A 26,821-nucleotide genomic window follows, 5' to 3' on the forward strand; every position below is an offset into this window, starting at 1 on the left:
GCGCGCGCGATAAGCCGGCTTCGCTGATGCCTTCATGATAGAGGGCGAAAGCGCGACCGCTTGGGTTGTCAAAGGAACCAGACGCCTGATTTTTGGCGTGGTCACCTGAATGATCGAAAGCCTGCATCGCGGCATCCTAACGAACGATGCGCCGAATCCTTGGGCCTTCCAACCACATCAGCGCCGTGGGGCGGGTTGCGGGACGGCGCGACCTTCCTTTGGGCAACCACGTTGAATCAACGATTTCAGGAAGGAAGGTGGCGGAGACGGAGGGATTCGAACCCTCGATACCCCGATAGAGGTATGGCTCCTTAGCAGGGAGCTGGTTTCAGCCACTCACCCACGTCTCCGCACGCGCCCTGCGACGCGAGAGCCGCGCGCTATACCGAGGGGTGGGGGTGGGCACAAGGGCGCATCGCCAAGGAATTCGCGCGGGCCGCCATCGACCCGTTCGGCGCCGTTTTCGATTCGGTTCGGCCCGTTTTCGATTCGCCTCGCCGTGTTCGCCCTTGATGCGTGAGGTTCAGGCGATTCAGTCTACAGGCGGAATTGCCCGTACAACCATTCGCGAAGGAGCGTGGCCCATGCCCCGCACTCTCAGCATCCGGCGTGTCGCCACGCTTCTCGCGGCGATCTTCGCCATGGCTTCCGCCCCGCTTGCCGCGCAATCGATAGAGCAGGTCGATCCGAATCTGCAGATCGACGGCGATATCTCCGAAAACCCCGGCGAACCTTCGGTCTATGGCAATCCCGATGGCACCGCACAGCAGCCGGCCCCGGCAGAGCCGGAATCGCAGGTTTCGACCTGGACCGATCTTTCCCCCTCGAACGATCAGGCCACCGAAAGCGAGACCTACGGCAGCACGGCAGCTACGCCCGCGCCCGACTATGCCCAGGCCGCGCGGGATGCTGCGGACGATCCCAATACCTGGCGCGACGACGACCTGATCGGCGCCGCACAGGGCTTCTTCGGCGAAAATGCCGAAGGGATCGCCCGCATGATCGAGCGTGTGCTGGCCGATCAGGGCAAGCCCAACGGCTACATCGTGGGACGCGAGGCGGGCGGTGCGTTCATCGTCGGCGCGCGCTACGGATCGGGTACGCTCTATCACAAGGTGGAAGGCCAGCGGCCGGTCTACTGGACGGGCCCTTCGATCGGCTTCGACGTGGGCGCGAATGGCGGCAAGACCTTCGTGCTGGTCTACAACCTGTTCGACACCGAGGAACTCTACGCGCGCTTCCCGGCGGGCGAGGGGCAGGCCTATTTCATCGGCGGCGTCACCGCGAGCTATCTGCGCAAGGGTGACAAGGTGCTGATCCCGATCCGCATGGGGGCGGGCCTGCGCCTGGGTGTGAACGCGGGCTACATGAAATTCTCCAAGAAGCACCGTTGGTTGCCGTTCTGACGGCGCTGCCCTGCACATTAGCGGTTGCCCTCCCGCCCCGGCGATAGCATGGGGCGGGCATGCTCGATCGCCTGCAAGACACTCCGCCCGACGCGCTGCTCGCGCTCATCAAGCAATTCGCCGCCGACGAGCGCGAGGACAAGATCGACCTCGGCGTGGGCGTGTACCGTACCGACGATGGCGCGACGCCCGTGTTCGCGGCGGTCAAGGCGGCGGAGCGGCGCCTGCTCGATGAGCAGGACAGCAAGAGCTATCTGGGGCCGGAGGGCGACAGCGGCTTCGTCAACGCGCTGATGCCGATCGTCTTCGGATCGGACGCGACGATGGGCGGCCGGATCGACGGTTTGCAGACCCCCGGCGGGACCGGCGCGGTGCGCCTCGCCATTGCCATCGCGCAGAAGGCCGGGGTCACGCGCGTGCATGTCGGCACGCCGAGCTGGCCCAACCATATCCCGATCATCACCGATGTCGGGCTGGAAGCGCCCACGTTCAGCCACGCAAACGCCGATGGCAGTGCCGATGCAGACGCGCTGCTCGAGATCATCCGTGCCGGGCGCGAAGGCGATGCGGTGCTGATCCACGCCTGCTGCCACAACCCGACCGGGATCGATTATTCGCCCGAGCAATGGGACGAGATCGCCGAGGCGCTCTCCACCAGCCCCGTGCTGCCGATCATCGACATTGCCTACCAGGGCCTTGGCGAAGGGCTGGAAGAAGATGCGGCGGGCCTGCGCAAGGTGCTGGCCAAGGTGCCTTACGCGCTGGTGGCCTATAGCTGCGATAAGAATTTCGGCCTCTATCGGGACCGGGTGGGCGCTTTCTACGCCAAGGTTGCCGAGCCCGCGCAACTGGGCGCGGCCCTTTCTAACGCGGCAGCGCTGGCGCGCGCCAACTGGTCCATGCCGCCCGATCATGGCGGCGCTGTGGTGCGCATCGCCCTGCGCGACGAGGAAATGCGCCAGACCTGGCTCGACGAACTGACCGGCATGCGCGAGCGGCTGCGCTGGGTGCGCTCCTACCTCGCCAAGGCGGACGGCAAGGTGGACGGCGTGCCGCTGGGGCATCTGGAGGATCAGAACGGACTGTTCGCGATGCTGCCGCTGAACAAGGATCAGATCGCGAAGCTGCGCGACGATCACGCGGTTTACATGGCCGGTTCGGGGCGCATCAACATCGCCGGGTTGACCAAGGGCAATATCGACAAGTTCGTCGCCGCCCTGGCGGATGTCTCTGCCTGAGCTGGACCGTCAGCCGCGCCTCGAAGGGGCGCGGTATCTGCTGCGGCCGCTAGCCGCCGAGGACTGGGACGCGCTCTACGCAATCGCCTCGGATCCGGCGGTGTGGGAACAGCATCCCATGCAGGATCGCTGGCGGCAGGATGTCTTCCGCGACTTCTTCGACGATGCGCTGGCCAAAGGCGGCGCGCTGGCGATTATCGACAAGGTCAGGGGCGAGATCATCGGCTCGTCACGGTTCCAGGCGCTGAAGAGTGCCGAGGAGGACGAGGAAGAGCAAAGCTCGGTCGAGATCGGCTGGACCTTCATCGCCACGCGCTACTGGGGGAAGGGCGCTAACCGGGAGATCAAGCGGCTGATGGTCGGCCATGCTCTCGAGAGTGTCGAGCGTGTCGATTTCCGCGTCGGCGAGGCCAACTGGCGCAGCCGCACCGCGCTGGAAAATATCGGGGCACAGCGTACCCGGCGAACCGACCTTTCCAAATACCAGCGCAAGCGCGTGCTGCACCTGATCTACGCCATCCGCCGTGAGGATTTTGCGGACGGCCCGCTGGCAAGCGACACCTAGGCGCGCGCGTCGGGACTCAGCGGCTTCGGGCGGACATCGGCAGGCGACGGGTCATGCGCAGCCCGTCGCGCATGTTCAGCGCAAGCAGCGTAAGGTTCACCGCGCCTGCGAGAAGTTCCACGGCCTGTACCACGAAGAACACCGTATCGAATTCGCCCGCGTCGGCTTTCCAGGCGAAGAACAACGCCGCCGGGATGAGGATGATCGCGCCGTTCGCCGCAATGATCGGCATGCGCCGCAGCTTGCGCCCGACAAGGCCTCCGCGCGCCCCGCGCGACCGGATGAACCCCGTACCGCCCGTAGCGGCCAGCGCGGGGACCAGCAGCAGGAAGCCCCAGGGTATCGCCAGCTTGACCGTGGCGATCTGTGCATGGGTGCCCAACGTTTCCACCAGTACGGTCGACAGCCAGAAGACCGCGATCAGCCCTGTTGCGAAGACCCCTGCGATGGGGTGGATCAGTTTAGACATGACGAACCTCCGTGCTTTCGCGCGCCCCGCCGCGACAGCCGCGGCGGGCATATACATAGCTAGCTATTATATTGCTTGATAGCAAGCTATGCTTATTTGCATAGCGAGCTATGCCGGCCTATCGGGGGGCCATGCGCTTCTCGAAAGACAGTTCGGCCGGCTATCTGGTCAACGACCTTGCCCGACGCTTTGCGGCTGCGCTGCAAGCGCGGATCAAGCCGCTGGGGCTTTCCACCGGTGTCTTCCCGGTGATGGTCCAGCTATGGGAGGATGACGGTCTGACGCAGACCGAGCTGGTCCGCCGCATAGGGGTGGAGCAGGCCACCATGGCGAACACGCTGGCGCGGATGCAGCGTGACGGGTTGATCGCCAGACGGCGCAGCAAGGCCGATGGCCGGGTGCAGGAGATCCGCCTGACCGACAGGGGCAAGAGCCTGCGCGGCCCGGCGATCGATGCGGCGCTGGCGGTGAACGACACCGCGCTGTCGAGCCTGTCGCCCGAAGAGCGCGAGCAGTTCCTGGGCCTAATGGGCAAGATCATCCGTACCTTCGACGATGGGGAGGGTGCTGCCGCCGACGATTAGAGATCAGATCTGCTCAATGTCCCGCCTCAGGGCAGGCGCATCGTCCGCATCGCGCAGAACGCGATGTGGGCGGGCATCCGCGCGGTCCGCCCCGCTGCGCATCTGGGCGATGATGGATGGACGGTCGTGACAAGGGACGGAAAAGCTCTGCGCGCAGTTCGAACACACGGTGGCCGTGGCCGCCAAGGGCGGGGAGGTGCTTGCGCTGAGGCAGGCCGAGACGGCCCCGGTCTGACATCTGGCACCGGGCGCTGTCCTACATCGGCCCGCACCGCTATGGTCGGACCGTTCTTTGACACCGTTCGCTGCCGCAACGACCCGCGCTGTGAAAGCGCGAGGAATTCTCCCTCTGGACACTGTGTCAGGTGTGTCAGGGCGCGATGGGCCGGGCGCTCGCTTCGGCCCGTCGGGCACCGCCGGCCTTCGGGTTGTTCAGGCTGAGGTACACGCTGTCGCACCACTCGTCGCCGATCTTCAGCGTGCGGCTCTCGCGGCCCGTTTCCTCAAAGCCCATCCGCCGGAGCAGGCGTAGCGAGGCGGTGTTTCGCGGGTCCACGTCTGCTTCCACTGTGGGCAGATCGTGCACAGCGAAGGCACGGTCCAGCACGGGCCGCAGCGCCTCTCCCGCGAAGCCTTTGCCCCATGCATCGGGATGGAGGATGAAGCCGATTTCGGGGAATGCGAACAGGCCTGCCTTCCCGATCACGCGCCCCTCGTGCTCGATCACGAAGTCCTCGCCCTGGGCCGGGTCGATGGCAAGCATGGCGTCCAGCCAGGCTTGGGTTTCGGCAATGTCCGTGTGTGGTGGCGTCGACCAGTATGCGGTCGCGTCCCTGTCGCTGAGGATGGTGTGGAAGGCCTGGAGGTCGCACGCTTTGGCGGGGCGCAGCAGCAACCGCTCGGTTCTGATTTCCGTCATGCGGCTGCGGCATTGCTCCAACGGACTTCAAAGCCACCGGCGTCGCGTCCCTCGCCATCGTCGTCGTTGGCGCCGGTGAGGCGCGCGGGCGTCCGCTGACTGCGCCTGGCGCGCGGTGTTGCGCCGCTGGCCTTGCGCTTGTCCTGTCGCAAGAAGCGGGGGCGCCAGCGCGACAGGGCGGCATGGGCGCGGGTCCACGAAGCGGAGGCCGCCGCGATCACCACCAGATCGATATAGAGCGCGACATCGGCGGCATAGGCCAGCATCAGTTCGGGCCCGAAGATCAGGGTCGCTTCGCCGCCCAGCAGCAGCATCAACGGCGCAATGATCATGAAGACGAACTGGTGCCGCCTGTGGGCAAGAAGGATGTCGAGAGGGCGCTCGACCAGATGCCGGTTCAGCATACGCCGGAAAGGGATATCCGGCCCGAACCGCATGAACAGCGCCAGCACCAGCAAAATGCCCCAGGTCATCATTCCACTATCTCCGATCAGCCGGCCAGCGCCTGCATCCGCTTGAGGTAGCGTGCAAGGACATCGATTTCGAGGTTCACGTGGTCGCCTTCGGCCAGTTGGCCCAGCGTCGTCACCTCGCCGGTGTGGGGGATGATGTTGAGCGCAAACCGCGCCGAGCCGTCCGCCTCGTCCTCAACCGCGTTGACCGTCAGCGAGACCCCGTCGACGGTGATCGAACCCTTGGGGGCGATGAAAGGCGCAAGCGTCTTTGGCGCGCGAATTTCGAGGTGGATGGAGCCATCCACGCGGCGCACCTGTGCCACTTCGCCCACCGCATCGACATGGCCCGTAACAAGGTGCCCGCCCAGCTCGTCACCCAGCCTGAGCGAGGGTTCGAGGTTGAGCCTGCGGCCTTCCTCCCACTGGCCGGGCACGGTGCGCGATACGGTTTCCTGCGATACGTCCACCGCGAACCACGCATCGCCGGGCGTCCCTCCGCGCTCCGTCACTGTCAGGCACACGCCCGAGCACGCGATGGAGGCGCCGATGGCGATCCGGTCCGGGTCGAACGGGCAGGCGATGCGCACGTGCAGGTCGCCGCGCTGCTCGGTTGCGGCGATGGTGCCGATGGCTGTTACGATACCGGTGAACATGGCGGCTCCATTAGCGGGTGCGGGCAAAGGCCTCGAACGTATCGGGGCCGAGATTGCGTCTTTCCACCGGCTGCCAGCGTCCGTGCGCCTGCGCAAGCTCGCCAAGGCCGAAATCTGGCAGGGCAGGTATGCCGCCGCCTATCAGGATCGGTGCGCGGTAGATCTCCAGCCGGTCGACAAGGTCGGCTTCCAGGAAGCTCGCGGCCGTGCGGGCGCCGCCCTCGACGTAGAGGTACTGCGCCGGAATGCGCGCGATCTCCGCCGGAGCGGCGATCGTCCGTGCGCCCGGGGCCTCCTGCGAGGTTAGCACCCAGCGCTGCGGACTGCGCGTCTCCAGCCCGGGCAGGCGCACGTCGAGGCGGGGGGTGTCGGCCCGCCATGTGCCTCCACCGACCAAAATCGCATCGGCCAGCGCACGGCGCGAATGGACATGCGCGCGCGCCGCCTCGCCGGTGATCCACTGGCTGGAACCGTCGGCCATCGCGATGCACCCGTCGAGCGAGAGCGCGAGCTTGAGCGTGACATGCGGTCGATCACGCCGTGCGCGGGTAAGGTAGCCGGAAAGGCTGTCGGCGCTGTGCGGGTCCTGCGCAAGGATCGCCTCGATCCCTGCGGCCCGCAGCCGTTCGATGCCTTTGCCTGCTGTGCGCGGATCGGGATCGCTCGCGCCCACGATCACCCGCGCGGGCGCTGCAGCCGCCAGCAGGTCGGCACAGGCGGGGCCGCGCTGGGAGACATGCGCGCACGGCTCCAGCGTTACGAAAACGTCCGCGCCGCGTGCGTCGTCGCCCGCCAGTTCGAGCGCCATTGCCTCGGCGTGGGGGCGGCCGCGGGCCTGGGTCCAGCCGCGCGCGATCACGCGGCCCTGCTTCACGATAAGGCATCCGACGCCCGGGTTGGGGTTGCTCGCGGGCCGAGCGCGCAAGGCCAGACGCGCCGCGGCGGCCAGCCATCGTGCTTCGCTGCTGCCGAGGTTACTGGGTGTCGGAGGTGTCAACCGATCCGCCCGTGGCCTCTTCCAGCCGGGCCTGCGCCTCGGCTTCCTCGCGGGCGCGCTCTTCGGCGATCTCGGCCTCCATCTTGTCGGTATCGATGCCGGTCGCCTGCCCCAGCGCGCGGTACATCTCGCGCCGCTTTTCGATCCGCGCTTCCTCCAGCCGCTGGCGCGCTTCCTTGCGCTCCTGGTTTTCGAGGTTGGAGGCGATGATCTCCTCCTCGCTCCGGTCGGGGGCGAAGGTGGTGATGTAGACGATTTCCGGCGCAGCGGGCTCTGCGTACCAGCGCTCCGACGCGAAGACGTACAGCATAAGGCCCGGCACCACGCAGGAGGCAGCCAGGATCGGCCAGCGATAGGGCTGGGGCCGCTTGAGTTCGTTCCACAGGTCCCCGACACCGCCGGCAACATCGTATTTCGGGCTGATACGCATCCGGTCGATATAAGGCCTGCGCCCGCCAGCCGCCAGTGCGGACTTTGGAGCGGGGTCAGCCGAAGCTTGCGAAGAGCTGCGGTCCATGGGCCTTCAGCCAGGCCTCCGCCTGGATCAGGTCGCCCTCGAACAGTTCGCCCAGAAGCGCGTGGAACTGCGGCGAATGGTCGAAATGGACGCGGTGGGCGGTCTCGTGCGCGACCACCGAACGCCGCACGGCGTCGGGGGCCTGTACCAGCCGCCAGTTGAGCCGGAGCGTGCCGTTGGAAGAGCAGCTGCCCCACCGCCGACGCGCATTGCTGAGCGCGAACTGCGGAGCCGCTATCCCGGCGCGGCTTGCGTAGAAGTCGATGTCGTCGGCAAACAGCGCGCGCGCTTCGCCCTGCATCCAGCGCTTGAGGCGTGCCGACATTCCCTCTCGCGGACCGCCCAGTGCAACCGCCCCTTCTCTGAGATGGACCCGGCGCGGGTGGGACTCGAACCAGTCGATGGTGAGTGTTTTGCCCCGGAAATCCACTGTGCCACCCGGTTCCGGCTCCCTTGCAGCCGGGCGCTTCGCGCGTTGCGCCTCCAGCCAGTCGGCGCGCGCCTGCGCGAACCGCACGGCCTCGCGCGTGGCGGCCCAGCGCGGCAATGTGACCTGCGCGCTCTGCCCGTCGAGCGAGAGCCGCAAGGTCATGCGCTTTGCGCGAGGATGACGGCGGATCACCAGCGGCAGATCGCCATGCGCCAGCGCGACCACGGGATCGGCAGGATCGCGCAGCCAGTCGATCACCCGTCCGTTTCCCCGGTGGCGTCGGTCCATTCGACGATGTGATGCTCGATCGGCCCCGCATGGGTTTCCGAGATCACGCGACCGGCCACGCCTGCGCCAGCAAGGTGCACATCCTCGCGCGATCCGGTGAGCAGGTAGTGCCAGCGCGGCAGCGGGCGCCCGTCCGCACGGCGGCGGTAGGCGCAGCTATCGGGCAGCCACGGCAACTTGCCGACCAGTGAACGGGTCAGCCGCAGGCAATCGGGCACGAAGGTCTTGCGGTTGGCATAGTCGCGGCAGCGCGCGGTCGAGCAGTCCAGCAGACGGCAGGCGACGTTGGTCTCGGCAAGTTCGCCGGTGTCCTCGTCCTCAAGCTTGTGCAGGCAGCACCGGCCACAGCCGTCGCACAGCGCTTCCCACTCTGGCGTCGTCAGTTCGTCGAGCGGACGCTCCCAGAAACGGTCCCTCAGCGTACCCATCTGTCGAGTTCCGCGGCAACTGCCTGCGGCCCTTCGTCGGTCGGCAGGATGGCGATGGGCTCGCCGTCGGGGCCGAACAGATAGGTGATGCTGGTATGGTCGACCAGATAGCCGCCCGCTTCGTTCGGTTCGCCGATCCGGTAGTAGGCAGCGAAGTCCTTCACCACCTGGTCCAGCTGCGCCTTGCTGCCGGTCATGCCGATCAGCCGCGGGTGGAAGGCGTCGGTAAACTCGGTCAGCACCTCGGGCGTGTCGCGCTGCGGATCGACGCTGACGAACAGCGGCTGGATCTTCGCGGCGCGTTCCGGATCGCTCTCCTCGAACCGCTTCAGACCCGCCATGGCGCGCTGCACGTCGACCGGACAGACGTCTGGACAGAAGGTGTAACCGAAATAGATCGTGCGGTACTGCCCAGCGAAATCGCCCCAGGAAACGGGCTCGCCGTCCTCGCCGGTCAGAGTGAAATCGCCGCCGATTGCGGCGCCTTCCAGCGGAGGTGGGGCGGCGGGCTGCTCGCTCGCCGAACAGGCAGCAAGCATCAGCAGCACGGAGGCCATCACAGGGCGGGTCAGGGCGGGTAAGAAGTGCATGGTCGCGCGCATGGCAATCGGGTTCAGCGTCTGCTAACTGCGGATCGGAAAGGGCTCCGTGCACGAAATCTAGGGGCTTGGACAGGAGTGTATAAGGTGTCGCTGCCGTTTTTCCGCAACTTGGTCCGCGTGGCCGTCTTATCAGTCGCCGCGCTCGGTAGCGCCGCTTTCGCCCAGGCCGGGCTGGGTTCCGACGGGTACCAGTTTCTGGAAGCGGTGCGTGATCGGGATGGCGCGAAAGTGAATGCCGTCGTCAAGGACCCGAGTGCCACCACGATCCTCAACACCCGCGACAAGACGAGTGGCGAAACCGCGATGCACATCGTCGCGGCCCGGCGCGATACGACCTGGATCAGGTTCCTGGCCAAGAATGGCGCAGACCCCGATCTGGCCGACAGGGACGGCGTGACGCCGCTGATGATCGCCGCGCGTCTCGGCCATGTCGAAGGCGTCACCGCGCTGCTGGAATACGGCGCGCGAGTGGATCCGCTGTCGAGTACCGGGGAGACCCCGCTGATCGCAGCGGTGCATCGCCGCGACATCCCGCTGGTGCGCGTGCTGCTGGCCAATGGAGCCGACCCCGACCGGACCGACAATTCGGGCCGCTCGGCGCGGGACTATGTCGCGCTGATTGGCGAGCGCCGCCTGAGCGAAGAATTTGCCACAGCCGACGAGGCGCGCGAAAACGCGGCGCCGCAGCAGCAATACGGGCCCAGCCTCTGATGATCGACGACGCCGCAGACCTCACCCTCGACGAATTGCGTCTCGCGCTTGCGCCCGCGATTGCGGATTCCGCGATCTTCGACGGCTGGACGCAGGCCGCGCTGACGGCGGCCGCCGAGATGGAGGGCGTGGACCCGGCACTCGCCCGGCTGGCCTTCAAGGGGCAAGGGGGCCAGTCAGAAGCGATGGCGATGATCACCGCCTGGATCGAATCGATCGATCAGGCGATGGCGCGCGACCTGCCGCCGGAAACGCTGGAAGGCCGCAAGATCCGCGACAAGATCCGCGACCTGGTATGGTATCGGCTGGACGCGGTCGCAGGCCAGGAAGAGGCGTTGCGCCGGGCGCTGGCCATCAGCGCCATGCCGCAGAACGCCCGCCAGGCGATGCGCAGTGCATGGCAGAGCGCGGATATCATGTGGCGGCTCGCCGGCGATACGGCCACGGACTACAATCACTACACGAAGCGCGCGATTCTCGCGTCGGTCTATGGTTCGACACTGCTCGCCTGGCTCGATGACGAAAGCGAGGACAAGTCCGAGGCCCGCGCCTTCCTCGATCGGCGGATCGAAAATGTGATGCAGTTCGAAAAGACCAAGGCGCAGCTGACGGGCGGGGGAAGCCGCGAGCGTTTCAGCCCCGTGCGCCTGCTGGGACGTATGCGGTACCCCGCCAGATAGCCTCCCATCCAGTATTGATAATCAGTTGCATTTACGCCCGTGCTTTGTCAGAAGCGCGCGCATGACGCTCGAAAGCCTGAAACCTGGCCATCGCGCCCGGATCGCCGCCATTGACTGGGGCGCGCTGCCGCCCGCCGATGCGAAGCGGATGCGCGCTCTCGGGTTCGAAACGGGTGTCGAGGTCGGCATGGCGCACCACGGCGTGTTCGGTGGGCGCGACCCGGTCGCGGTGTCGATCGGCCGGATGACGATCGCCCTGCGCAAGAGCCAGGCCTCCGCCATTTCGCTCGAAGCGGACTGAGGGGCAGCGGATCATGAGCGAGAATTTCCGGGTCGCGCTGCTCGGCAACCCCAATTGCGGCAAGAGCGCGCTGTTCAACAAGCTGACCGGCGCGCGGCAGAAGATCGCCAATTATCCCGGCGTTACGGTGGAACGCGTGGCGGGCATCCTCGCGCTGCCCGATGGCACCCAGGCCGAGGTGATCGACCTGCCCGGCGCCTACGCGTTCGACGCATCCAGTCCGGACGAGGAAGTCACGCGGCAGGTGGTGCAGGGCGAATTTCCGGGCGAGGCGGAGCCGGATGTGCTGGTGCTCGTGCTCGATGCGGGCAATCTGGAACAGCATCTGGTTTTCGCGCAGGAAGTGCTGGCGCTGGGCAAGCCGACCATCGTCGCGCTCAACATGATCGATATGGCCGAACGCGACGGGCTCAAGCTCGACGCGACGGTCCTCTCGCAGGCTCTGGGCGTACCGGTGATCGAGACGGTTGCCGTGCGCCGTCGCGGGCTCGACGATCTGAAAAGTGCCATCGCCGATGCGCGTGCGCAGATCGGTACGCATGCCGATCGCCCCGTCATGGACGCGACCGAGCGGCGGCTGGAGGCGCGCACCATTGCGAAGGCCACGGTGTACCAGACTTCCAAGGCGCGTCGCGTGGGCGACCGGCTGGACAGCGTGCTGCTCAATCCGTGGGCCGGTCCGCTGATCCTGCTCGCGCTGCTGTTCGTGATCTTCCAGGCCGTGTTCGCCTGGGCCGCGCCGCTGACCGATGCGCTCGATGGCGGGGCCGGGGCGCTGGGCGCGTGGGTCGAGGGTGCGTTGCCAGAGAGCTTCCTGCGCGATCTGCTGACCGAGGGGATCATCGCGGGCGTTGGCTCGGTGGTGGTGTTCCTGCCGCAGATCGTCATCCTGTTCCTGTTCATCCTCATCATGGAGGCAACCGGCTACATGGCCCGCGCCGCCTTCCTGATGGACCGCCTGATGGCGGGCGTCGGGCTGTCCGGGCGCAGCTTCATTCCGCTGCTCTCCAGCTTTGCCTGCGCGATCCCCGGCATCATGGCGACCCGCTCCATCGCCGATCCGAAGGACCGGCTGACCACGATCCTGATCGCGCCGCTGATGACCTGTTCGGCGCGGCTGCCGGTCTATGCTGTCATCATCGCTGCCTTCATTCCGGCGCGCGAGGTGGGCTGGGGGATCGGCCTGCAGGGGCTTGTGCTTCTGGCGCTCTACCTGGCGGGTATCGTGGGCGCGCTGATCGTCGCGCTGGTGCTGCGCGGCACCCTGACCAAGGGCGGGGCGACCGGCTTCATCATGGAACTGCCGCGCTATCAGCTGCCGAGCGTGGGCGACATCGCCCTGGGCCTGTGGCAGCGCGCCTGGGTGTTCCTGCGGCGTGCGGGTACCATCATCTTTTCCGCGACGGTGATCCTCTGGGTCCTGCTCAGCTTCCCGCAGGCCGAGCCGGGCGAGAGCCAGGTCGACGCATCTTTCGCGGGCCAGATCGCGGACGGCCTGAACGTCGTTCTTGAGCCGATCGGCTTCAACCGCGAGATCAGCCTGGCGCTGATTCCCGCGATGGCCGCGCGCGAAGTGGCGGTCGCCTCGCTCGCAACGACCTACGCGATCGATGCGGAGAACGAGGAGGCCGAGGCCGAGGGGCTTGCCAGCACGCTGTCGAACAGGTGGAGCCTGCCGACCGCGCTCGCTTTCCTCGCCTGGTTCGTGTTCGCGCCTCAGTGCCTTTCCACCATCGCGGTCGCCCGGCGGGAGACGAATGGCTGGAAATGGCCGCTGTTCATGGTGGGATACCTGTTTGCGCTGGCCTACATCTTCGCGGGCATCACCTACTGGAGCGCGGTGGCGCTGGGGCTGTAGCGAGCCTGTTCAAATCGGTAGCGTCCCTACTGGCCCCGATGCGCCCCATTCGATAGGCCCTTGGCAACAGACACGAAGGGATACGAATCATGGCGGGCAGCCTCAACAAGGTCATGCTGATCGGCAATCTGGGCGCAGACCCCGAAATCCGCAGCTTCCAGAACGGCGGCAAGGTGGCCAACCTGCGCATCGCGACCAGCGAGACGTGGAAGGACCGCAACACCGGCGAACGCCAGGAGCGGACCGAGTGGCACAGCGTCGCGATCTTCTCCGAAGGCCTCGTCAACGTGGTCGAGCGGTTCCTGAAGAAGGGCAGCAAGGTCTACATCGAGGGCAAGCTGCAGACCCGCAAGTGGCAGGACCAGAACGGGCAGGACCGCTATAGCACCGAAGTCGTGCTGCGCGGCTTCGACGGGACGCTGACCATGCTCGACGGCGCACAAGGCGGCGGCGGCGGCGGTGGTGGCGGCGGCTTCGGCGGCGGCCAGCGTGGTGGCGGTTCGGGAGGCGGCTACGGCGGCGGATCGGGCGGTGGCAACGATCAGGGCGGCAGCTGGAACCAGGGCGGCGGCGGATCGGGTGGCGGCGGCGCCAATTACGACGATCTAGAAGACGACATTCCGTTCTAGGGTGCTGGCCGGCGGCGTTGAGCCGGGTTCACACTTCAGACATTACGACACGGCAAGGATGAGCGGATGCATATCCGCTCATCCCGCTTCCGCATGATCGCAGCGCTCGCCTGCGGGCTTGGTGTGCCCGGGGCGCTCCATGCGCAATCGCAGCCCGCCGCGCCTGCGCAGCATTTGCGATCCATCCCCGCGGACGAGGCGAGCTGGGTGCTCGATGCGTTGCGGCAGGAGCAGGCAAAGTTGAGGGATGGCAGGAACACCTACTTCGACCTCTCCAGCGGTGCCCCCGCATCCTACGATCAGAACCGCATCGGCCCGCGCGATGCCTTCGTCGCGCTAGACCTCGACGATGTCTGGCAGATCGAACGCAAATCGCGCGATGGCGAGGTCTTCCCGCGCTACCAGCTCACGCTGATGCCCGACGGGCACAACGCGCCGATCTGGACGGTCGACGTGACGATGACCTGGCCCAGGGACGTGATGCGAATCATCGAGGTCGCGATGTTCTACGGCCCGCCCGCAACGTTCTGAGCATCCGCCCTGACACACCTGACACAGTGTCCAGGGGCTAAAAACTCCCTTGTCGCAAGGGAGCCGTTTCCGGCGGAAAAGACGCTGTCAAAGAGCCTTGCGTTCAAGCCGCGCGAAGATGCCGTGTGCCGTGGCTGTAGGACAGCGAAATCGGTGCGTTGGTGCGGCGCGTGCCCCCTCGCAAAGCACTTCGGCTTGCACCGGCCAAACCCCCCTCATACATTCCAGCCGAGCCAGAGAAGGAATTGTGCCGTGAACATCAGGACGAACAACGCGAACCGCTTTGTCCCGATCCCTGCCACGGTGCCCTATGTCTCCCTTCCTCACACTCGATTCCGTAACCGCGCGCACGCCTGACGGCAGCCCGCTCTTCCATGATCTGACGCTCTCGATCGGTACCGAGCGAGTCGGCCTTGTCGGGCGCAACGGCTCGGGCAAGTCGACCCTGCTCGACCTGATTGCCGGTGCGGCAAAGCCGTCGTCCGGCACCATTCACGCTTCCGGCACGCCTGGCGTCCTGCATCAGGACCTGCCGCCACAGTTTACGATTGCTCGCGCGCTCGGCGTGGCGGGCCAACTCGAAGTGCTCCACCGCGTGCTGGCAGGCGAGGGCACTCCGGACGATCTCGCCCATGCGGACTGGTCTCTCGAAGATCGGATCGAGGCTGCGCTGGCGCAGGTCGGCCTGCCTGCCATACCGCTCGACCGGCGAATCGGTACCCTGTCCGGCGGGGAGCGGACCCGCATCGGAATTGCGCGCCTGAGGCTGGAAGCGCCAGATCTGCTGCTGCTGGACGAGCCGACCAACAATCTCGATGCTGCCGGGCGCGCTGCAATCGCAGCCCTGATCCGCGATTGGCGCGGCGGCGTGCTGGTCGCCAGCCATGATCGCGCGCTGCTCGAAACCATGGACCGGATCGTGGAGCTGACGCCCATCGGCATACGCAGCTTCGGCGGCGGCTGGTCCGCCTTTGCCGCCGCGCGCGATGCGGAGCGCGCACGCGCTGCCGAGGAGAGCGAGCGCGCCGACGCAGCACTTCGCACTGCGCAACGCTCTGCGCAGGCGCGGCGAGAGGCCAAGGCGCGGCGCGACAAGGCGGGCCGGGCGGTGGCCGCACGGGGATCGGAACCGAAGATCGTGCTCGATGCCCGGGCCGAACGTGCGGAGAACACCGACGGACGCGAACATGCGACGAGCGACCGCCTGATCGGCGAGGCGGCAAGGCGCCGGGAAGAAGCGCAAGCCAAAGTCGAGATCGTCACACCGCTGACCATCGAGATGCCGGCAAGCGGTCTGCCGTCCGGGGCGAGGGTGCTTGCGCTGGACCGCGTGGAGGCGGCTGTCGGAAGCCGCAGGCTGGGCCCGTGGACCCTGCGGATCGACGGGCCGGAACGTGTTGCGCTGACCGGCCCCAACGGGGCGGGGAAGACGACGCTGCTGCGGATTGCGGCAGGGCTGCTCGATCCCGTGGCGGGCGAAGCGTACCGCGCGCAGGGTCGGATCGCCATGCTCGACCAGCATCTGGAGATGCTGGACGGCGATGCGAGCATCCTCGACAATCTGCGCGCCCGTCATCCCGAACTGGATAGAGAAAGCGCCCATGCGCAGTGCGCGCGCTTCGCGTTCCGTAACCGCGATGCGCTGCGCATCGTGGGCACCTTGTCAGGAGGGGAAAGGTTGCGCGCAGGCCTGGCGGTCACACTGGCTGGCGCTGCGCCGCCCTGGTTGCTGATCCTCGACGAGCCGACCAATCACCTCGATATCGAGTCGCTCGAAGTGCTGGAGGATGCGCTTCGGCAATTCGATGGCGCGCTGCTGGTCGTCAGCCATGATGCGTCCTTTCTCGAACGCGTGGGCATCGAACGGTTCGTTGCCGTTTGATCCGCCAGTTCGCTTTTGCGTCTTTATTCGCCCGCGCGATAGGCGCAGATGCGGCGTGTGCTTGCCCTACGCGACCCGATTCGTCTGATCCCGCTGCTGTTTCTGGGCGCGATCATCGTGGGCACGATCCTGCTCAGCCTGCCTTTTGCGACCACTGCGGGCACCCGCGCTCCGCTGCTGACCGCAGTCTTCACCTCCACCTCTGCCGTGGCTGTCACCGGGCTGATCGTGGTCGATACGCCCACCTACTGGTCGGGCTTCGGCCAGGGCGTGATCCTGCTGCTGTTCCAGGTCGGCGGGTTCGGGATCATGACCTCGGCGACCTTGTTCGGCCTGATGGCGGGGCGCGGCTTCGGCCTGCGCGACCGAATGGCGACGCAGGTGGAGCGCAGCAGGCTGGAAAAACACGACGCGGTCACCGCGCTCAAGCTGATCCTCGCGATTACCCTGGTGGTGGAAGGTGTCGTGGCGGCGATCCTCGCCGCGCGGCTGTTCGGCACGTACCACGAATCGCTCGGCCTCGCGGTGTGGCACGGCCTGTTCCATTCGGTCAGCGCGTTCAACAATGCCGGCTTCTCCAGCTATTCGGACAGCGTGATGGGTTTTCAGAACGACCCGCTGATCCTGGGCCCGCTCATGTTCGCGGTGATCCTGACCGCGCTCGGCTTTCCGGTGATGCAGGATTTGCGGACCAACGGCATCGCCTGGCGGCGCTGGTCGCTGCACACCAAGATCACGGTTGCGGGAACCGCCGCGCTGCTCGCCTTCGGCTTCTGCGCGACGCTGGCGATGGAATGGCACAATCCCGAAACGCTCGGCCCCATGGGGTGGGGCGCCAAGATCCTCAACGCCGCCTTCCATTCGGTCATGCCGCGCACCGCCGGGTTCAACAGCCTGAATGTCGGCGCCTTCCATGACGAGACGATCATGACCAATTTCTTCCTGATGTTCATCGGCGGGGGCAGCGCCGGGACGGCAGGCGGCATCAAGGTGACGACTTTCTTCGTCCTGTTCGCCGTGGTGCTGACCGAGGTTCGCGGCCAGCGTGACGCGGGCCTGTTCCAGCGCCGCTTCGGGCGCGAGATCGAACGGCAGGCGCTGTCCGTCACCGTCCTGTCAGCCGCTCTGATCTTCGCATCCACCACCTATATCGCCTCGATCAGCCCGATCCCGCTGGACGACATCCTGTTCGAGACGATTTCCGCCTATTCCACCGTCGGCCTGTCGACCGGCATCACCGCCGATCTGCCGCCCACCGCGCTGCTGGTGCTGGTGATGCTGATGTTCGTGGGCCGGGTGGGAACCATCACCGTCGCCACCGCGCTTGCCATCGGCGGGCGCGACCGGCCCTACCGCTATCCGCAGGAGAACCCCATTGTCGGCTGACAGGCGCAAACCCGTTCTGGTTATCGGCCTCGGCCGTTTCGGAGGCGCGGTCTCGCGCACGCTGGAGCGGATGGGGCACGAGGTGCTCGCGGTCGATTGCGACGCGGAGCTGGTGCAGGAATTCGCGCCGGACCTGACCAAGGTGGTGGAGGCGGACGCCACGGACGAGGCCGTGTTGGAACGGCTGGGCGTGGCCGATTTCGGATCGGCAGTGGTGGCGATCGGCACCGACATAGAAGCCAGCGTGCTCAGCGTGCTGGCGCTGGCGGACCTTGGCCTGACCAACATCTGGGCCAAGGCGACCAACGACAAGCACGCCCGCATTCTTGAGCGGACCGGGGCGACCCACGTGGTCTTCCCCGAACAGCGGATGGGGGAACGCACCGCGCATCTCATCAACGAGCGGCTGCTCGATTTCATTGCCTTCGGCGACGATTTCGCCATCGCACGGCTGGCGGCGCCCGAGCCGATCGTCGGCCTGCCGCTGGTGACCAGCGAGTGCCGCAAGAAATACGAGGTGACGGTGGTCGGCGTGAAGCGCGAGGGCGAGGATTTCATCCACGCCGTCCCGGACACGATCATCTTCCCGGGCGACGAACTGGTCGTCTCGGGCCGCATCCGCAATATCGAGAAGTTCTCCGGGATCTGACCCGCGAGCGGGGCGGTCAGCCTTTCTTCAGCGCGGCGCCCAGCGCTTCGGCCAGCGGGCCGCTGGGCGCATCGTCGCTCTTGATCCCGGCCTTTTCGCGCGTGGCGTCGGCATTGGGCCCTTCGGCATAGGGATCGATCGCCAGCGCCAGCGTCTGCGCGATGGCTTCGCCGACATCGAAGCTGTCGCCGGCATATTCGATCTCGTCGAGATCGTCCTGCTCCAGCTCGATCTCGATTTCCTCGCCTTCTTCCAGCGAGGGATGGATGGAGCCTTCGGGCACGAAGCGCAGCGCGATCTCTTCCTCGATATGGACGGGGAAATCCTCGCCGGAGACTGCGCAGGGCTGGACGATATCCGCCTGAAGCGCCCCCTCGACCGCGACACGTTCGCCGTGCCGGTCGAGCGAGACCCGTGCCGTCAGCGATTCGACCGCGCTGATCGCGAAGCGGCGGGCCAGCGCCGCGCGTTCGGCCTCGCTGGCTTCCAGATCCAGCGGGTGGCCGACGATCTGGCGCAGCGAGATTTCGCGCGAGAATTCGGGCTGGGGCAGTGCGTCGCTCATTCGGCGATCTCCCCGCGCTCGAGCATGGCAATATCGGTGCGTGTGAGCCGTGCGTGGAGCGCGCGCAGCCCCTGCGCCATGGCATCGGGCCCGTTCTCTTCGTCCGAAAGGTGCATGTTGCGGCGCACGACGCCCGCCAGATCGGCATCGTCTTCCCTGGCCAGGGCATCGCGCAGCGTGCCCGCGCGACCGCCCAGCGTCGCCATCATGCGGCCCATCAGCTTGCCCACGGTGGGATCGCCTATTCCCGCCTCGCGCATCTGGCCTTCCATGTCTTCCACGAAGAGTTCGGTCAGCCGCGCAGCGGCGGGCACGCCCTCGGGCTCTGCCTCGAGGCGGAGCATGAACAGCGCGGTGAGCATCGAGATCATGTCGAACCGCCCGTCCAGCGTGTCCGCCGCACCGCGCTGCGCATACCAGTGCTCTTCGCGCGCAGCGCCCACCAGACGGTGCCACAGGGGGCGCCATTTCTCGCGCGGATCGCGCTGCGTACCCAGCAATCGGGAGAGGAATGTCATCGGCCGGGCAGTCCTTCATTCAGCGGCAATTCAAACGCGCTCGCCACATCTGCGGCGCGGTGTCGGCTCCGATCGGCCCGGTGCCATTGCGCGGGCGCTGGCAAGGCCTTAAGGCTCCGCCACGATATAGCGTTTGTGCCCTTGCGCAAAAGGGCGCGCACAGAATTTGCAAAGAGGGTTTCGAGACTATGCGGATCGTTAAGGCCATGGCGCCGGTCCTGTTGGTGGGGCTGGCGGTGTCGGTAGGCGGCTGCTCGTCGATCCGGGAAACGCGCGGCTACATCAATGACGAGCGGCTGATGGGTCTCGTCCAGCCCGGGATCGACAACCAGCGATCCGTGGAAGCGACTCTTGGGCGGCCGACCTTCACCAGCCAATTCGGCCCCGAAACCTGGTACTATGTTTCCAGCATCACCGGGCGCAAGCCCTTCGTGCGGCCGCGGATCGAGGATCACTCGGTGCTCGCGGTTCGGTTCGACGGTAACGGCAACGTGGTCGAGGCGGATCGCTCCGGCATCGACGAGGTGGTCTATCTGCGGCCCGACGGCGACGCGACGCCGACGCTGGGCCGCGAGCGTGGCTTCCTGGAAGACCTGTTCGGCAATATCGGCACGGTCGGCGCACCGGGTGCCGGGCCGGGCGGCGGCGGGCCGGGGCGCTGATCGGGCGCAGCGGCCAGCGCATGCGGCAGCGTACCGCTTGATAGCCGCAGAGGGCCTCCCATATCGCGCGGTATGAGCAATTCAGCGGCAGATCACGGCCTGCAACAGTGGCATGGCACAACCATCATCGGCGTGAAGCGCGGGGATACAACCGTGCTTGCCGGGGACGGTCAGGTTTCCATGGGCAACACGGTGATGAAGCCCAATGCGAAGAAGGTCCGGCGGATCGGCGATGGCAAGGTCGTCGCCGGGTTCGCAGGCGCGACCGCCGATGCCTTCACCCTGTTCGAGCGACTGGAACGCAAGCTGGACCAGTATTCGGGCCAGCTGATGCGGGCCGCGGTCGAACTGGCCAAGGACTGGCGCACCGATAAATACCTGCGCAATCTCGAAGCGCTGATGATCGTGGCCGACAAGGACACGCTGCTGGTGCTGACCGGCAATGGCGATGTGCTGGAGCCCGAAGGCGGCATCGCCGCGATCGGCTCTGGCGGCAACTACGCACTCGCCGCCGCGCGCGCGCTGTCCGACTACGAAACCGATCCGGAAAAGATCGCCCGGCGCGCGATGGCGGTTGCCGCAGAGGTGTGCGTCTTCACCAATGACCAGGTGACGCTGGAAACGGTCTAAGTGCGACGGCGAAGTATCTTCTTCACGCGGTAAGTAGCACTATCGCCAAGATAACGACGATCCCCGCGAGCAGGATATAGCCCACGGTGCGGCCCAATTGTTCGCTTGAAGAAACAATTGCACCTCCGCAATGTTTGCACTTGGTCGCTTTGGGATGAACGGTCTCAAAGCAATGGGGGCAAGTGGCTGACATGCAGACCTCTATAATAAGCGCTCAGGAAAGGCATGTTTAGCCGAAGTCCTGTTTGCGGCCAAGGTAGAGGACATGCCTGGATCCGCGGCTATAAGCTGACCGGCGAGCTCATAAACCTGCATCGCATACGGGGATTTCGGACGTGCACGACAACCCAAGCCCGATCATGGCACGCCTTGCGGCCCTTGCCGGTTTCAATCGGCGGATGAGCTGCAGCGTCTAGGCTTTCTGGGCTGCCGCCTTGCGATGACGGCGGGTGCGCCCCAAATGCCCCGGCGATGACAGACAACCTGACACCCAAAGCGATCGTAGGCGCTCTCGACGAACACATCATCGGCCAGAAGGATGCCAAGCGCGCGGTCGCCGTGGCGCTGCGCAACCGCTGGCGCAGACAACGGCTGGGGCCGGACCTGCGCGACGAGGTGACGCCCAAGAACATCCTGATGATCGGCCCGACCGGTTGCGGGAAGACCGAGATCAGCCGCCGCCTCGCGCGGCTGGCCGAAGCGCCCTTCGTGAAGGTCGAAGCCACCAAGTTCACCGAGGTCGGCTATGTCGGCCGCGACGTCGAACAGATCGCGCGCGACCTGGTTGAAGAGGCGATCCGGCTCGAGAAGGAACGTCGCCGCGAAGCCGTGCGCGAAAGCGCCAGCCAGGCCGCAATGGAGCGCCTGCTCGATGCGCTGGTGGGCGACAATGCCTCCGAAGCGACACGCCACAGCTTCCGCGAACGCATCGTCCAGAACGCGATGAACGAGGTCGAGGTGGAGATCGAGGTGCAGGATCAGCCTGCGACCACGATGGATATTCCCGGAATGGGCGGCAATGTGGGCATGATCGACCTTAGCGACATGTTCGGCAAGGCGATGGGCAAGAAGCCCACCAGCCGCCGCAAGCTGCGCGTGCCCGAAGCGTGGGACCGGCTGGTCGACGAAGAGGCCGAGAAGCGCATGGACCAGGACGATGTGGCGCGAGTCGCGCTCGCCAATGCCGAAAGCAACGGGATCGTCTTCCTCGACGAGATCGACAAGATCGCCGTGTCCGACCAGCGCGGCGGCACCGTGAGCCGCGAAGGCGTGCAGCGCGATCTGCTGCCGCTGATCGAAGGCACGACCGTGGCGACCAAGCATGGGCCGATGAAGACGGACCACGTGCTGTTCATCGCAAGCGGCGCGTTCCACGTTTCCAAACCCAGCGACATGCTGCCCGAACTGCAGGGCCGCCTGCCGATCCGCGTCGAGCTGCGCGCGCTGACCGAAGAGGATTTCGTGCGCATTCTCTCCGAAACGCGCGCCAATCTGGTGGAGCAGTACACCGCGCTTATCGCGACCGAGAAGGTCACGCTCGACATTACGGACGAAGCCGTGCGCGAAGTCGCCAAGATCGCCGCGCAGGTGAACGAGGCGGTCGAGAATATCGGTGCGCGTCGCCTGCAGACCGTGATGGAGCGGCTGCTGGAGGACATCAGCTTCGAAGCCGAAGAGCACGAGGGCGAGACGATCACCATCGACGCGGCCTATGTGCGCGAACGGCTGGACGACCTCGCCAGGGATACCGACCTCAGCAAGTATATTCTCTAGGATTCGACGTGTCGGAAGGCAGGCATGCTGCCTTCCTTCGCGCCGCTTCGCGGGCGGCGTGCAGTCCATCATGGGGAGGGCGAACAGCGCCCGGCCACGCGCGGCATCGAACGGACACTGCCCTGGCTCAGGCGGGGCGCAGCGCGGTTCACGCAAGCCAATTCCGGCCCGTCTGCTGAAAGACTCAACTCCGATCGATCGGACAACTCTCTCGGATTTCAGCACGGAGCTTTAACGCCGATCATGGTCGCGTTCGCTCGTTGGACTTCGACTATGCCACTCTTTCTTAAGTAAAGAGTCGCATACTTCGCTGATGGGAGAGATTTGTTCGACATATACGGTGTCGGCGGCCGACCGCCTGGGAATAGGGCGGCTGCTGCGGAGCGCACCGAGCCCGGGGGCCGACATTCAGGGCCGCCTCTACGCACAGCTTGGCGGTTCGCCCGCAGCGGCCCTGATGGGTTCGCTATGCGCGCTGGTCGTCCTCGCCGTGGCGATCTACCGGTCTTCGGCGCCGGTTTTCGTCGTGTTCGTGGCGCTGGAGATCGTGCTTGCCTTCGCGCGGATTGCCGAATCGCGATGGCGCACGAGACGCAAGGCCGAGTGCTTGTCCATCGACGTCAGCTGGTCTGCTCTGTTCTCGCTTCTGTGGTGCTCGCTGCAGGGGGCGGTCGCCTTCGTCATCATGAGCGGCGACGATCCGGTTCTGCAGGTCCTGTCGGCCACGCTCGTCACGGCCGCGCTCGGGCTGATCTGCGCGCGCAACTATGCCGCGCCCAACTTTGCGACCCTTCTTCTGTTGCTGATGGACGTTCCCTTCGCGGCGGGGGCCGTGCTCGCCGATGCGCCGCTGCTCTCGGTCATCGTGATCCTGACGCCGCCTTTCATGTTCGGCGCGCGGCAGATCATCACGACCTTCCACGGCACCCTGCTCAAGAGTCTGAAGGCGGAGAAGGAGAACCTCTATCTCGCCTATCACGACAGCCTGACGGGCATTCTCAATCGCCAGGGGATGGATCATCACCTCGCCAAGCTGGCGAACGAACCCACGCACACCATGGCGATCGTCTCGCTCGATCTGGACGGGTTCAAGGCGATCAACGACGAATATGGCCATGGGGCGGGCGACACGGTTCTGGTGGAGGTCGCCCGGCGCATCGAAGCCGTGGTGGGCACCCGCGGCGTCGTGGCCCGCATGGGGGGCGATGAGTTCATGGTCCTGGTGAGGGATTGCGGCATCGAACATGTCCGCGCGCTGGGCGAGAAACTGGTCGAGCGAATTTCCGAAGGCGCGATCCCGGTCGCCACCGACGTGCCGGTACGCGTCGGCGCGAGCGCGGGCTTCGCGTGCATTCCGCAGGACGCGCTGACCACGCACGAGCTTCGCATCCGTGCCGACATGGCGCTGTATGATGCGAAGGATGCGGGCAAGCACACCTGCAGGCGATTCCGCCAGCCCGACCGTCCGATCGGGGATCTCAACGCAAAGCTCAGGCGGGCATTCTCGCGCGGCTCCCGCGTCGCTGGATGAACGCGCGCTCCAGCCCGGCCATCGTCACTGTATCTCCGCCTGGCTGATGAGGGGCCGACCGGGCGCGCGAATGATCCGAACTGCTGTCGTGGGGCCGCTTGGTCTGGGTGCCTTTGCCCGCAGTGTCGGGGACGGGAACCTGTAGCCCCCCCTGCGCCGGGAGGTGTGGCAGCGCTTGACCCGGAGCCCGGCGTCTTCAAAGGCGGGCGCGCATGACCGAACCGACCCGCCTCACCACAGCGCAGGAATACTGGCTTGCCGTCGCAGCGGCGGTGGTGACGGCCAACGCCTATTATATCCACCCGATCATCGGCGATGTCGCGCGCCACTTCGGAGTGAGCGCCGGACAGATCGGCCTCGTACCCGCGCTCAACCAGCTCGCGCTGGCGCTGGGCATTCTGCTGTTGCTGCCGCTGGGCGATCGCTTTTCCAACCGCACGCTCACCATCCTGTTCACCATCGGCCAGTGCGCCGGGCTGATCGTGATGACGCTGGCGCAGGGCTTCACGCTGTTCACCGCCGGATCGACGCTGCTCGGCTTCTTCACGATCGCGCCCTATCTGCTGCCGGCCTATGCCTCGAAGCGCGTCGCGCCCGAGCGGCTGGGGCAGGTGACCGCGCTGCTGACCGCAGGCGTGATCTTCGGCATCCTGGTCGCGCGGGTCGGAGCGGGCGTGGTGGCGGAGTATCTTGGCTGGCGGGTGGTCTACTGGATTGCGAGCGGACTGATGATCGCCATCACCCTCGCTCTGCCCACGATCATGGAAAAGGGCGTGCGCGACAAGGATGCCAGCAGGCTGGGCTACGGCGCGCTGATCCTTTCGCTCCTCGCGCTGGCACGCGACCGGCGCGAGATCCTGCTGTCGGGCGCGATCCAGGCGATCGGCTTCGCCCAGTTCATCGCCCTGTGGCTGGCGCTCGCGCTGCACCTGACCGGGCCGCAGATGGGCTACGGCACCGATGTTGTCGGCTACCTGGCCGGGTTCGCGGCGATCAGCGTTTTCTCGACCCCCTACTGGGGGCGGCTCGCGGACCGGATCGGGCCGCGCAAGGCCCGGGTCGGCTACGCAATCGTCCAGGTGCTGGGGATTTCGCTGCTGCTACCTTTCGGCAACAACCTGTGGCCGCTGATAATTCCGATCCTGATCGGCAATATCGTCGGCCCGGCGATCGACGTGACCAGCCGCATGACCTTCCTCTCGCAGGAACCCGAGCTGCGCACCCGGCTGACGACGATCTACATCGTGATGATGTTCATCGGCGGCGCGGTCGGCAGCATTGCGGGCACCGCGCTGTTCGAGGCGTTCGGCTGGACGGGGACGGCGCTCGCCATCCTCGTCAGCTGCCTCAGCCTCTGCCTCCTCTCCTATCTCGCGTATCGCCTGTACGGCCATCGGGACGCCGCAGCCTGACCCTTACGGATGCGGGGCGAGGCCGATCTCGACGCCCGTGCGGTCGGTCGCACCGTGGCGATCGACAAGGTCCGCGCTGGCTTCGTTGAGGCCGACGACCTGCACGCTGCGGCCATGCATCCGCATCCGCTCGACCACCTTGTCGAGCGCGCCGATGGCCGAGATGTCCCAGAAGTGCGCGCGGGTGACGTCGATGATGACATGATCCGCCGGGTCGGGTTGCAGGCTTTCCGGGCCCAGCGCCGCCTCGAAGCGGGCAACGCTGCCGAAGAAGATCTCGCCGTGCGCGGTGTAGGTGGCAGTGTCGCCTTCCTTCGTGCGCTCCACCTCGAACATGTGCATCACCTTCTGGACGAAGAAGATGCCCGACAGCAGCACGCCCACGAGCACACCGATGGCGAGGTTGTGCGTGAACACCACCACCGCGACGGTGACGAACATCACCATGGAGCTCTGCCACGGGTGCACACGCAGGTTGGGGATCGAGTTCCAGCTGAACGTGCCGATGGAGACCATGATCATGATCGCGACCAGCGCGGGCATGGGCACCTGGCCGACGATGCCGCCAAGCAGGACGAGCATGATGAGCAGCGCAAGGCCTGCGGTGAAGGTCGAAAGCCGCCCCCGGCCGCCGGACGTCACGTTGATGACCGACTGGCCGATCATCGCACAGCCGCCCATGCCGCCGAACAGCGCGGCGACGATATTGGCGACGCCCTGTCCGCCGCATTCGCGCTGCTTGTCGCTGCCCGTGTGCGTCATGTCGTCGACGATCTGCGCGGTGAGCAGGCTTTCCAGCAGCCCGACCGCCGCCATGGTGAGCGAATAGGGCGCGATGATCGCCAGCGTTTCCCAGGTCAGCGGTACGTCGGGCAGCATGAAGTAGGGCAGGCCCTGCGGCAGCTCGCCCATGTCGCTGACGGTGTTGACCGGTGAGCCGAGCCAGAGCGACAGGCAGGTGAGCACCACGATGGCGACCAGGGGGCTGGGGATCGCGGTGGTCAGCTTGGGCACGAGGTAGATCATGGCGAGACCGCCCGCGACCATGGCGTAAGTCAGCCAGTTCACGCCTTCACTGGTCGGATCGAGCTGGGGCAGCTGGGCCATGAAGATCAGGATGGCGAGCGCGTTGACGAAGCCGGTAATGACGCTGCGCGATACGAACTGCATCAGCAGGTTGAGCTTCAGCAGCGCGGCGATGCCCTGGAAAACGCCCATCAGGATCGTCGCGGCGAACAGGTATTCCACGCCATGATCGCGCACCAGCGGGATCACCACAACGGCCACTGCTGCAGTGGCGGCGGAGATCATCCCGGGACGCCCGCCGGTAAACGCGATCACCATGGCGATGGCGACCGAGGCATAGAGCCCCACGCGCGGATCGACGCCCGCGATGATCGAGAAGCCGATTGCCTCTGGAATCAGCGCCAGCGCCACGACGATGCCCGCCAGCACATCGGCGCGGACATTGCCGAACCATTCGCTCTTCCATCGGGCTGTTCTGCTGGCATGCGCGTGCGCGCCGGTGCTGGGCGTCATGGGAAATCCGTCA

30 protein-coding genes and 1 tRNA gene are annotated in these 26,821 nt (G+C 66.2%); 18 read left to right on the forward strand and 13 right to left on the reverse strand.

Annotation, left to right across the window (positions count from 1 at the left end; genetic code table 11):
* Positions 1-258 precede the first annotated feature (258 nt).
* Positions 259-350, reverse strand: a tRNA-Ser gene (locus tag ADAD_RS0113175).
* Positions 351-584: 234 nt separating this feature from the next.
* On the opposite strand from ADAD_RS0113175, the gene ADAD_RS0113180 reads away from it, so the two are divergent.
* The 3 genes from ADAD_RS0113180 to ADAD_RS0113190 are packed head-to-tail and all read left to right on the forward strand — an operon-like array spanning position 585 to position 3,209.
* Positions 585-1,406 carry a DUF1134 domain-containing protein gene (locus ADAD_RS0113180; RefSeq protein WP_010414616.1) on the forward strand — a complete coding sequence of 274 codons (822 nt, stop codon included), beginning with the start codon at positions 585-587 and terminating at the stop codon, positions 1,404-1,406.
* Positions 1,407-1,465: 59 nt separating this feature from the next.
* On the forward strand, positions 1,466-2,644 hold the full coding sequence (locus ADAD_RS0113185; RefSeq protein WP_010414618.1) for an amino acid aminotransferase: 1,179 nt from the start codon (positions 1,466-1,468) through the stop codon (positions 2,642-2,644).
* Positions 2,631-3,209 carry a GNAT family N-acetyltransferase gene (locus ADAD_RS0113190; RefSeq protein ID WP_010414620.1) on the forward strand — a complete coding sequence of 193 codons (579 nt, stop codon included), beginning with the start codon at positions 2,631-2,633 and terminating at the stop codon, positions 3,207-3,209. The genes ADAD_RS0113185 and ADAD_RS0113190 overlap by 14 nt, the downstream gene beginning before the upstream one ends.
* 16 nt (positions 3,210-3,225) lie before the next feature.
* Here ADAD_RS0113190 and ADAD_RS0113195 read toward each other — a convergent pair whose 3' ends face one another.
* A complete protein-coding gene (locus tag ADAD_RS0113195; protein WP_033193394.1) occupies positions 3,226-3,678 on the reverse strand; it encodes a hypothetical protein in 453 nt (150 codons plus the stop codon).
* A gap of 131 nt (positions 3,679-3,809) precedes the next feature.
* Here ADAD_RS0113195 and ADAD_RS17320 point away from each other — a divergent pair, with 131 nt between their 5' ends.
* Positions 3,810-4,262, forward strand: coding sequence for a MarR family transcriptional regulator (locus ADAD_RS17320; protein ID WP_033193381.1), 453 nt, complete (start codon positions 3,810-3,812; stop codon positions 4,260-4,262).
* A gap of 370 nt (positions 4,263-4,632) precedes the next feature.
* Here the strand turns inward: ADAD_RS17320 and ADAD_RS0113205 are convergent, their stop codons facing one another.
* Genes ADAD_RS0113205 through ADAD_RS0113240 form a run of 8 tightly spaced genes read right to left on the reverse strand, consistent with a single transcriptional unit; the run spans position 4,633 to position 9,539 of the window.
* Positions 4,633-5,181, reverse strand: a complete 549-nt coding sequence (locus ADAD_RS0113205) for a GNAT family N-acetyltransferase (RefSeq protein ID WP_010414627.1) — start codon at positions 5,179-5,181, stop codon at positions 4,633-4,635.
* On the reverse strand, positions 5,178-5,633 hold the full coding sequence (locus ADAD_RS0113210; protein WP_237700827.1) for a hypothetical protein: 456 nt from the start codon (positions 5,631-5,633) through the stop codon (positions 5,178-5,180). Before ADAD_RS0113210 ends, ADAD_RS0113205 begins: the two co-directional genes overlap by 4 nt.
* 38 nt (positions 5,634-5,671) lie before the next feature.
* A complete protein-coding gene (locus ADAD_RS0113215) occupies positions 5,672-6,289 on the reverse strand; it encodes a riboflavin synthase (protein ID WP_010414632.1) in 618 nt (205 codons plus the stop codon).
* Positions 6,290-6,299: 10 nt separating this feature from the next.
* Complete coding sequence (ribD, locus tag ADAD_RS0113220; RefSeq protein WP_029140134.1) at positions 6,300-7,238, reverse strand: bifunctional diaminohydroxyphosphoribosylaminopyrimidine deaminase/5-amino-6-(5-phosphoribosylamino)uracil reductase RibD; 939 nt, start codon at positions 7,236-7,238, stop codon at positions 6,300-6,302.
* A gap of 25 nt (positions 7,239-7,263) precedes the next feature.
* Entirely contained in the window at positions 7,264-7,716 is a 453-nt protein-coding gene (locus ADAD_RS0113225) for a hypothetical protein (RefSeq protein WP_010414639.1), read from the reverse strand.
* 55 nt (positions 7,717-7,771) lie between these two features.
* A complete protein-coding gene (locus ADAD_RS0113230) occupies positions 7,772-8,521 on the reverse strand; it encodes a M48 family metallopeptidase (protein ID WP_139020458.1) in 750 nt (249 codons plus the stop codon).
* Positions 8,488-8,949 carry a YcgN family cysteine cluster protein gene (locus ADAD_RS0113235; protein ID WP_010414645.1) on the reverse strand — a complete coding sequence of 154 codons (462 nt, stop codon included), beginning with the start codon at positions 8,947-8,949 and terminating at the stop codon, positions 8,488-8,490. The genes ADAD_RS0113230 and ADAD_RS0113235 overlap by 34 nt, the downstream gene beginning before the upstream one ends.
* Positions 8,937-9,539 carry an SCO family protein gene (locus ADAD_RS0113240; protein WP_033193396.1) on the reverse strand — a complete coding sequence of 201 codons (603 nt, stop codon included), beginning with the start codon at positions 9,537-9,539 and terminating at the stop codon, positions 8,937-8,939. The genes ADAD_RS0113235 and ADAD_RS0113240 overlap by 13 nt, the downstream gene beginning before the upstream one ends.
* Positions 9,540-9,668: 129 nt before the next feature.
* Here ADAD_RS0113240 and ADAD_RS0113245 point away from each other — a divergent pair, with 129 nt between their 5' ends.
* The 9 genes from ADAD_RS0113245 (at position 9,669) to ADAD_RS0113285 (ending at position 18,178) form a co-directional block, all read left to right on the forward strand.
* Complete coding sequence (locus tag ADAD_RS0113245) at positions 9,669-10,262, forward strand: ankyrin repeat domain-containing protein (RefSeq protein WP_033193397.1); 594 nt, start codon at positions 9,669-9,671, stop codon at positions 10,260-10,262.
* Entirely contained in the window at positions 10,262-10,942 is a 681-nt protein-coding gene (locus ADAD_RS0113250) for a COQ9 family protein (protein WP_010414650.1), read from the forward strand. Before ADAD_RS0113245 ends, ADAD_RS0113250 begins: the two co-directional genes overlap by 1 nt.
* Before the next feature lie 61 nt (positions 10,943-11,003).
* A complete protein-coding gene (locus ADAD_RS0113255; protein WP_010414652.1) occupies positions 11,004-11,243 on the forward strand; it encodes a FeoA family protein in 240 nt (79 codons plus the stop codon).
* Positions 11,244-11,256: 13 nt separating this feature from the next.
* On the forward strand, positions 11,257-13,101 hold the full coding sequence (feoB, locus tag ADAD_RS0113260) for a ferrous iron transporter B (RefSeq protein WP_010414654.1): 1,845 nt from the start codon (positions 11,257-11,259) through the stop codon (positions 13,099-13,101).
* 89 nt (positions 13,102-13,190) lie between these two features.
* Complete coding sequence (gene ssb, locus ADAD_RS0113265) at positions 13,191-13,730, forward strand: single-stranded DNA-binding protein (protein WP_010414656.1); 540 nt, start codon at positions 13,191-13,193, stop codon at positions 13,728-13,730.
* A 66-nt stretch (positions 13,731-13,796) separates the two neighbouring features.
* On the forward strand, positions 13,797-14,261 hold the full coding sequence (locus ADAD_RS0113270; RefSeq protein ID WP_237700828.1) for a hypothetical protein: 465 nt from the start codon (positions 13,797-13,799) through the stop codon (positions 14,259-14,261).
* A gap of 310 nt (positions 14,262-14,571) precedes the next feature.
* Positions 14,572-16,143: an ABC-F family ATP-binding cassette domain-containing protein gene (locus ADAD_RS0113275; protein WP_010414662.1), complete on the forward strand. Its 1,572-nt coding sequence runs from the start codon at positions 14,572-14,574 to the stop codon at positions 16,141-16,143.
* A gap of 48 nt (positions 16,144-16,191) precedes the next feature.
* Positions 16,192-17,529: a TrkH family potassium uptake protein gene (locus tag ADAD_RS0113280; RefSeq protein WP_010414665.1), complete on the forward strand. Its 1,338-nt coding sequence runs from the start codon at positions 16,192-16,194 to the stop codon at positions 17,527-17,529.
* Positions 17,519-18,178, forward strand: coding sequence for a potassium channel family protein (locus ADAD_RS0113285; RefSeq protein WP_010414667.1), 660 nt, complete (start codon positions 17,519-17,521; stop codon positions 18,176-18,178). The genes ADAD_RS0113280 and ADAD_RS0113285 overlap by 11 nt, the downstream gene beginning before the upstream one ends.
* 16 nt (positions 18,179-18,194) lie before the next feature.
* Here ADAD_RS0113285 and ADAD_RS0113290 read toward each other — a convergent pair whose 3' ends face one another.
* Positions 18,195-18,743 carry a YceD family protein gene (locus ADAD_RS0113290; protein WP_010414669.1) on the reverse strand — a complete coding sequence of 183 codons (549 nt, stop codon included), beginning with the start codon at positions 18,741-18,743 and terminating at the stop codon, positions 18,195-18,197.
* Positions 18,740-19,261: a ubiquinol-cytochrome C chaperone family protein gene (locus ADAD_RS0113295; protein ID WP_033193382.1), complete on the reverse strand. Its 522-nt coding sequence runs from the start codon at positions 19,259-19,261 to the stop codon at positions 18,740-18,742. The genes ADAD_RS0113290 and ADAD_RS0113295 overlap by 4 nt, the downstream gene beginning before the upstream one ends.
* 188 nt (positions 19,262-19,449) lie before the next feature.
* Between ADAD_RS0113295 and ADAD_RS0113300 the strand changes: the two genes are divergently transcribed.
* From ADAD_RS0113300 to ADAD_RS0113320, 5 genes are all read left to right on the forward strand, one after another.
* A complete protein-coding gene (locus tag ADAD_RS0113300) occupies positions 19,450-19,923 on the forward strand; it encodes an outer membrane protein assembly factor BamE (protein WP_010414676.1) in 474 nt (157 codons plus the stop codon).
* A 72-nt stretch (positions 19,924-19,995) separates the two neighbouring features.
* The gene (gene hslV / locus ADAD_RS0113305; protein WP_010414680.1) at positions 19,996-20,553 is read left to right on the forward strand and encodes an ATP-dependent protease subunit HslV; all 558 of its coding nucleotides are present in this window, start codon (positions 19,996-19,998) and stop codon (positions 20,551-20,553) included.
* A 471-nt stretch (positions 20,554-21,024) separates the two neighbouring features.
* Entirely contained in the window at positions 21,025-22,326 is a 1,302-nt protein-coding gene (gene hslU, locus ADAD_RS0113310; RefSeq protein ID WP_010414683.1) for an ATP-dependent protease ATPase subunit HslU, read from the forward strand.
* 340 nt (positions 22,327-22,666) lie between these two features.
* Entirely contained in the window at positions 22,667-23,857 is a 1,191-nt protein-coding gene (locus ADAD_RS16010) for a GGDEF domain-containing protein (protein WP_010414686.1), read from the forward strand.
* A gap of 212 nt (positions 23,858-24,069) precedes the next feature.
* Entirely contained in the window at positions 24,070-25,269 is a 1,200-nt protein-coding gene (locus ADAD_RS0113320; RefSeq protein WP_010414689.1) for an MFS transporter, read from the forward strand.
* A gap of 3 nt (positions 25,270-25,272) precedes the next feature.
* On the opposite strand, the gene ADAD_RS0113325 is transcribed toward ADAD_RS0113320, so the two are convergent.
* Complete coding sequence (locus ADAD_RS0113325; protein ID WP_010414690.1) at positions 25,273-26,808, reverse strand: SulP family inorganic anion transporter; 1,536 nt, start codon at positions 26,806-26,808, stop codon at positions 25,273-25,275.
* Positions 26,809-26,821: the final 13 nt, after the last annotated feature.

Source organism: Citromicrobium sp. JLT1363 (genome assembly GCF_000186705.1).
In the GTDB taxonomy this organism is placed as follows: Bacteria; Pseudomonadota; Alphaproteobacteria; order Sphingomonadales; family Sphingomonadaceae; genus Alteriqipengyuania.

Excerpts from the sequence above, each read along its gene's own strand:
- ADAD_RS0113225 (WP_010414639.1), bottom strand. The coding sequence starts at position 7,716 with ATGCGTATCAGCCCGAAATACGATGTTGCCGGCGGTGTCGGGGACCTG.
- hslV (WP_010414680.1), top strand. The coding sequence starts at position 19,996 with ATGAGCAATTCAGCGGCAGATCACGGCCTGCAACAGTGGCATGGCACA.
- ADAD_RS0113300 (WP_010414676.1), top strand. The coding sequence starts at position 19,450 with ATGCGGATCGTTAAGGCCATGGCGCCGGTCCTGTTGGTGGGGCTGGCG.
- ADAD_RS0113180 (WP_010414616.1), top strand. The coding sequence starts at position 585 with ATGCCCCGCACTCTCAGCATCCGGCGTGTCGCCACGCTTCTCGCGGCG.
- ADAD_RS0113250 (WP_010414650.1), top strand. The coding sequence starts at position 10,262 with ATGATCGACGACGCCGCAGACCTCACCCTCGACGAATTGCGTCTCGCG.
- ADAD_RS0113240 (WP_033193396.1), bottom strand. The coding sequence starts at position 9,539 with ATGCACTTCTTACCCGCCCTGACCCGCCCTGTGATGGCCTCCGTGCTG.
- ADAD_RS17320 (WP_033193381.1), top strand. The coding sequence starts at position 3,810 with ATGCGCTTCTCGAAAGACAGTTCGGCCGGCTATCTGGTCAACGACCTT.
- ADAD_RS0113320 (WP_010414689.1), top strand. The coding sequence starts at position 24,070 with ATGACCGAACCGACCCGCCTCACCACAGCGCAGGAATACTGGCTTGCC.
- ADAD_RS0113275 (WP_010414662.1), top strand. The coding sequence starts at position 14,572 with ATGTCTCCCTTCCTCACACTCGATTCCGTAACCGCGCGCACGCCTGAC.
- feoB (WP_010414654.1), top strand. The coding sequence starts at position 11,257 with ATGAGCGAGAATTTCCGGGTCGCGCTGCTCGGCAACCCCAATTGCGGC.
- ADAD_RS0113215 (WP_010414632.1), bottom strand. The coding sequence starts at position 6,289 with ATGTTCACCGGTATCGTAACAGCCATCGGCACCATCGCCGCAACCGAG.
- ADAD_RS0113205 (WP_010414627.1), bottom strand. The coding sequence starts at position 5,181 with ATGACGGAAATCAGAACCGAGCGGTTGCTGCTGCGCCCCGCCAAAGCG.
- ADAD_RS0113185 (WP_010414618.1), top strand. The coding sequence starts at position 1,466 with ATGCTCGATCGCCTGCAAGACACTCCGCCCGACGCGCTGCTCGCGCTC.
- ADAD_RS0113290 (WP_010414669.1), bottom strand. The coding sequence starts at position 18,743 with ATGAGCGACGCACTGCCCCAGCCCGAATTCTCGCGCGAAATCTCGCTG.
- ADAD_RS0113190 (WP_010414620.1), top strand. The coding sequence starts at position 2,631 with ATGTCTCTGCCTGAGCTGGACCGTCAGCCGCGCCTCGAAGGGGCGCGG.
- ADAD_RS0113325 (WP_010414690.1), bottom strand. The coding sequence starts at position 26,808 with ATGACGCCCAGCACCGGCGCGCACGCGCATGCCAGCAGAACAGCCCGA.
- ADAD_RS0113255 (WP_010414652.1), top strand. The coding sequence starts at position 11,004 with ATGACGCTCGAAAGCCTGAAACCTGGCCATCGCGCCCGGATCGCCGCC.
- ADAD_RS0113195 (WP_033193394.1), bottom strand. The coding sequence starts at position 3,678 with ATGTCTAAACTGATCCACCCCATCGCAGGGGTCTTCGCAACAGGGCTG.
- ADAD_RS0113235 (WP_010414645.1), bottom strand. The coding sequence starts at position 8,949 with ATGGGTACGCTGAGGGACCGTTTCTGGGAGCGTCCGCTCGACGAACTG.
- ADAD_RS0113270 (WP_237700828.1), top strand. The coding sequence starts at position 13,797 with ATGCATATCCGCTCATCCCGCTTCCGCATGATCGCAGCGCTCGCCTGC.
- ADAD_RS0113295 (WP_033193382.1), bottom strand. The coding sequence starts at position 19,261 with ATGACATTCCTCTCCCGATTGCTGGGTACGCAGCGCGATCCGCGCGAG.
- ADAD_RS0113230 (WP_139020458.1), bottom strand. The coding sequence starts at position 8,521 with ATGGACCGACGCCACCGGGGAAACGGACGGGTGATCGACTGGCTGCGC.
- ADAD_RS0113280 (WP_010414665.1), top strand. The coding sequence starts at position 16,192 with ATGCGGCGTGTGCTTGCCCTACGCGACCCGATTCGTCTGATCCCGCTG.
- hslU (WP_010414683.1), top strand. The coding sequence starts at position 21,025 with ATGACAGACAACCTGACACCCAAAGCGATCGTAGGCGCTCTCGACGAA.
- ssb (WP_010414656.1), top strand. The coding sequence starts at position 13,191 with ATGGCGGGCAGCCTCAACAAGGTCATGCTGATCGGCAATCTGGGCGCA.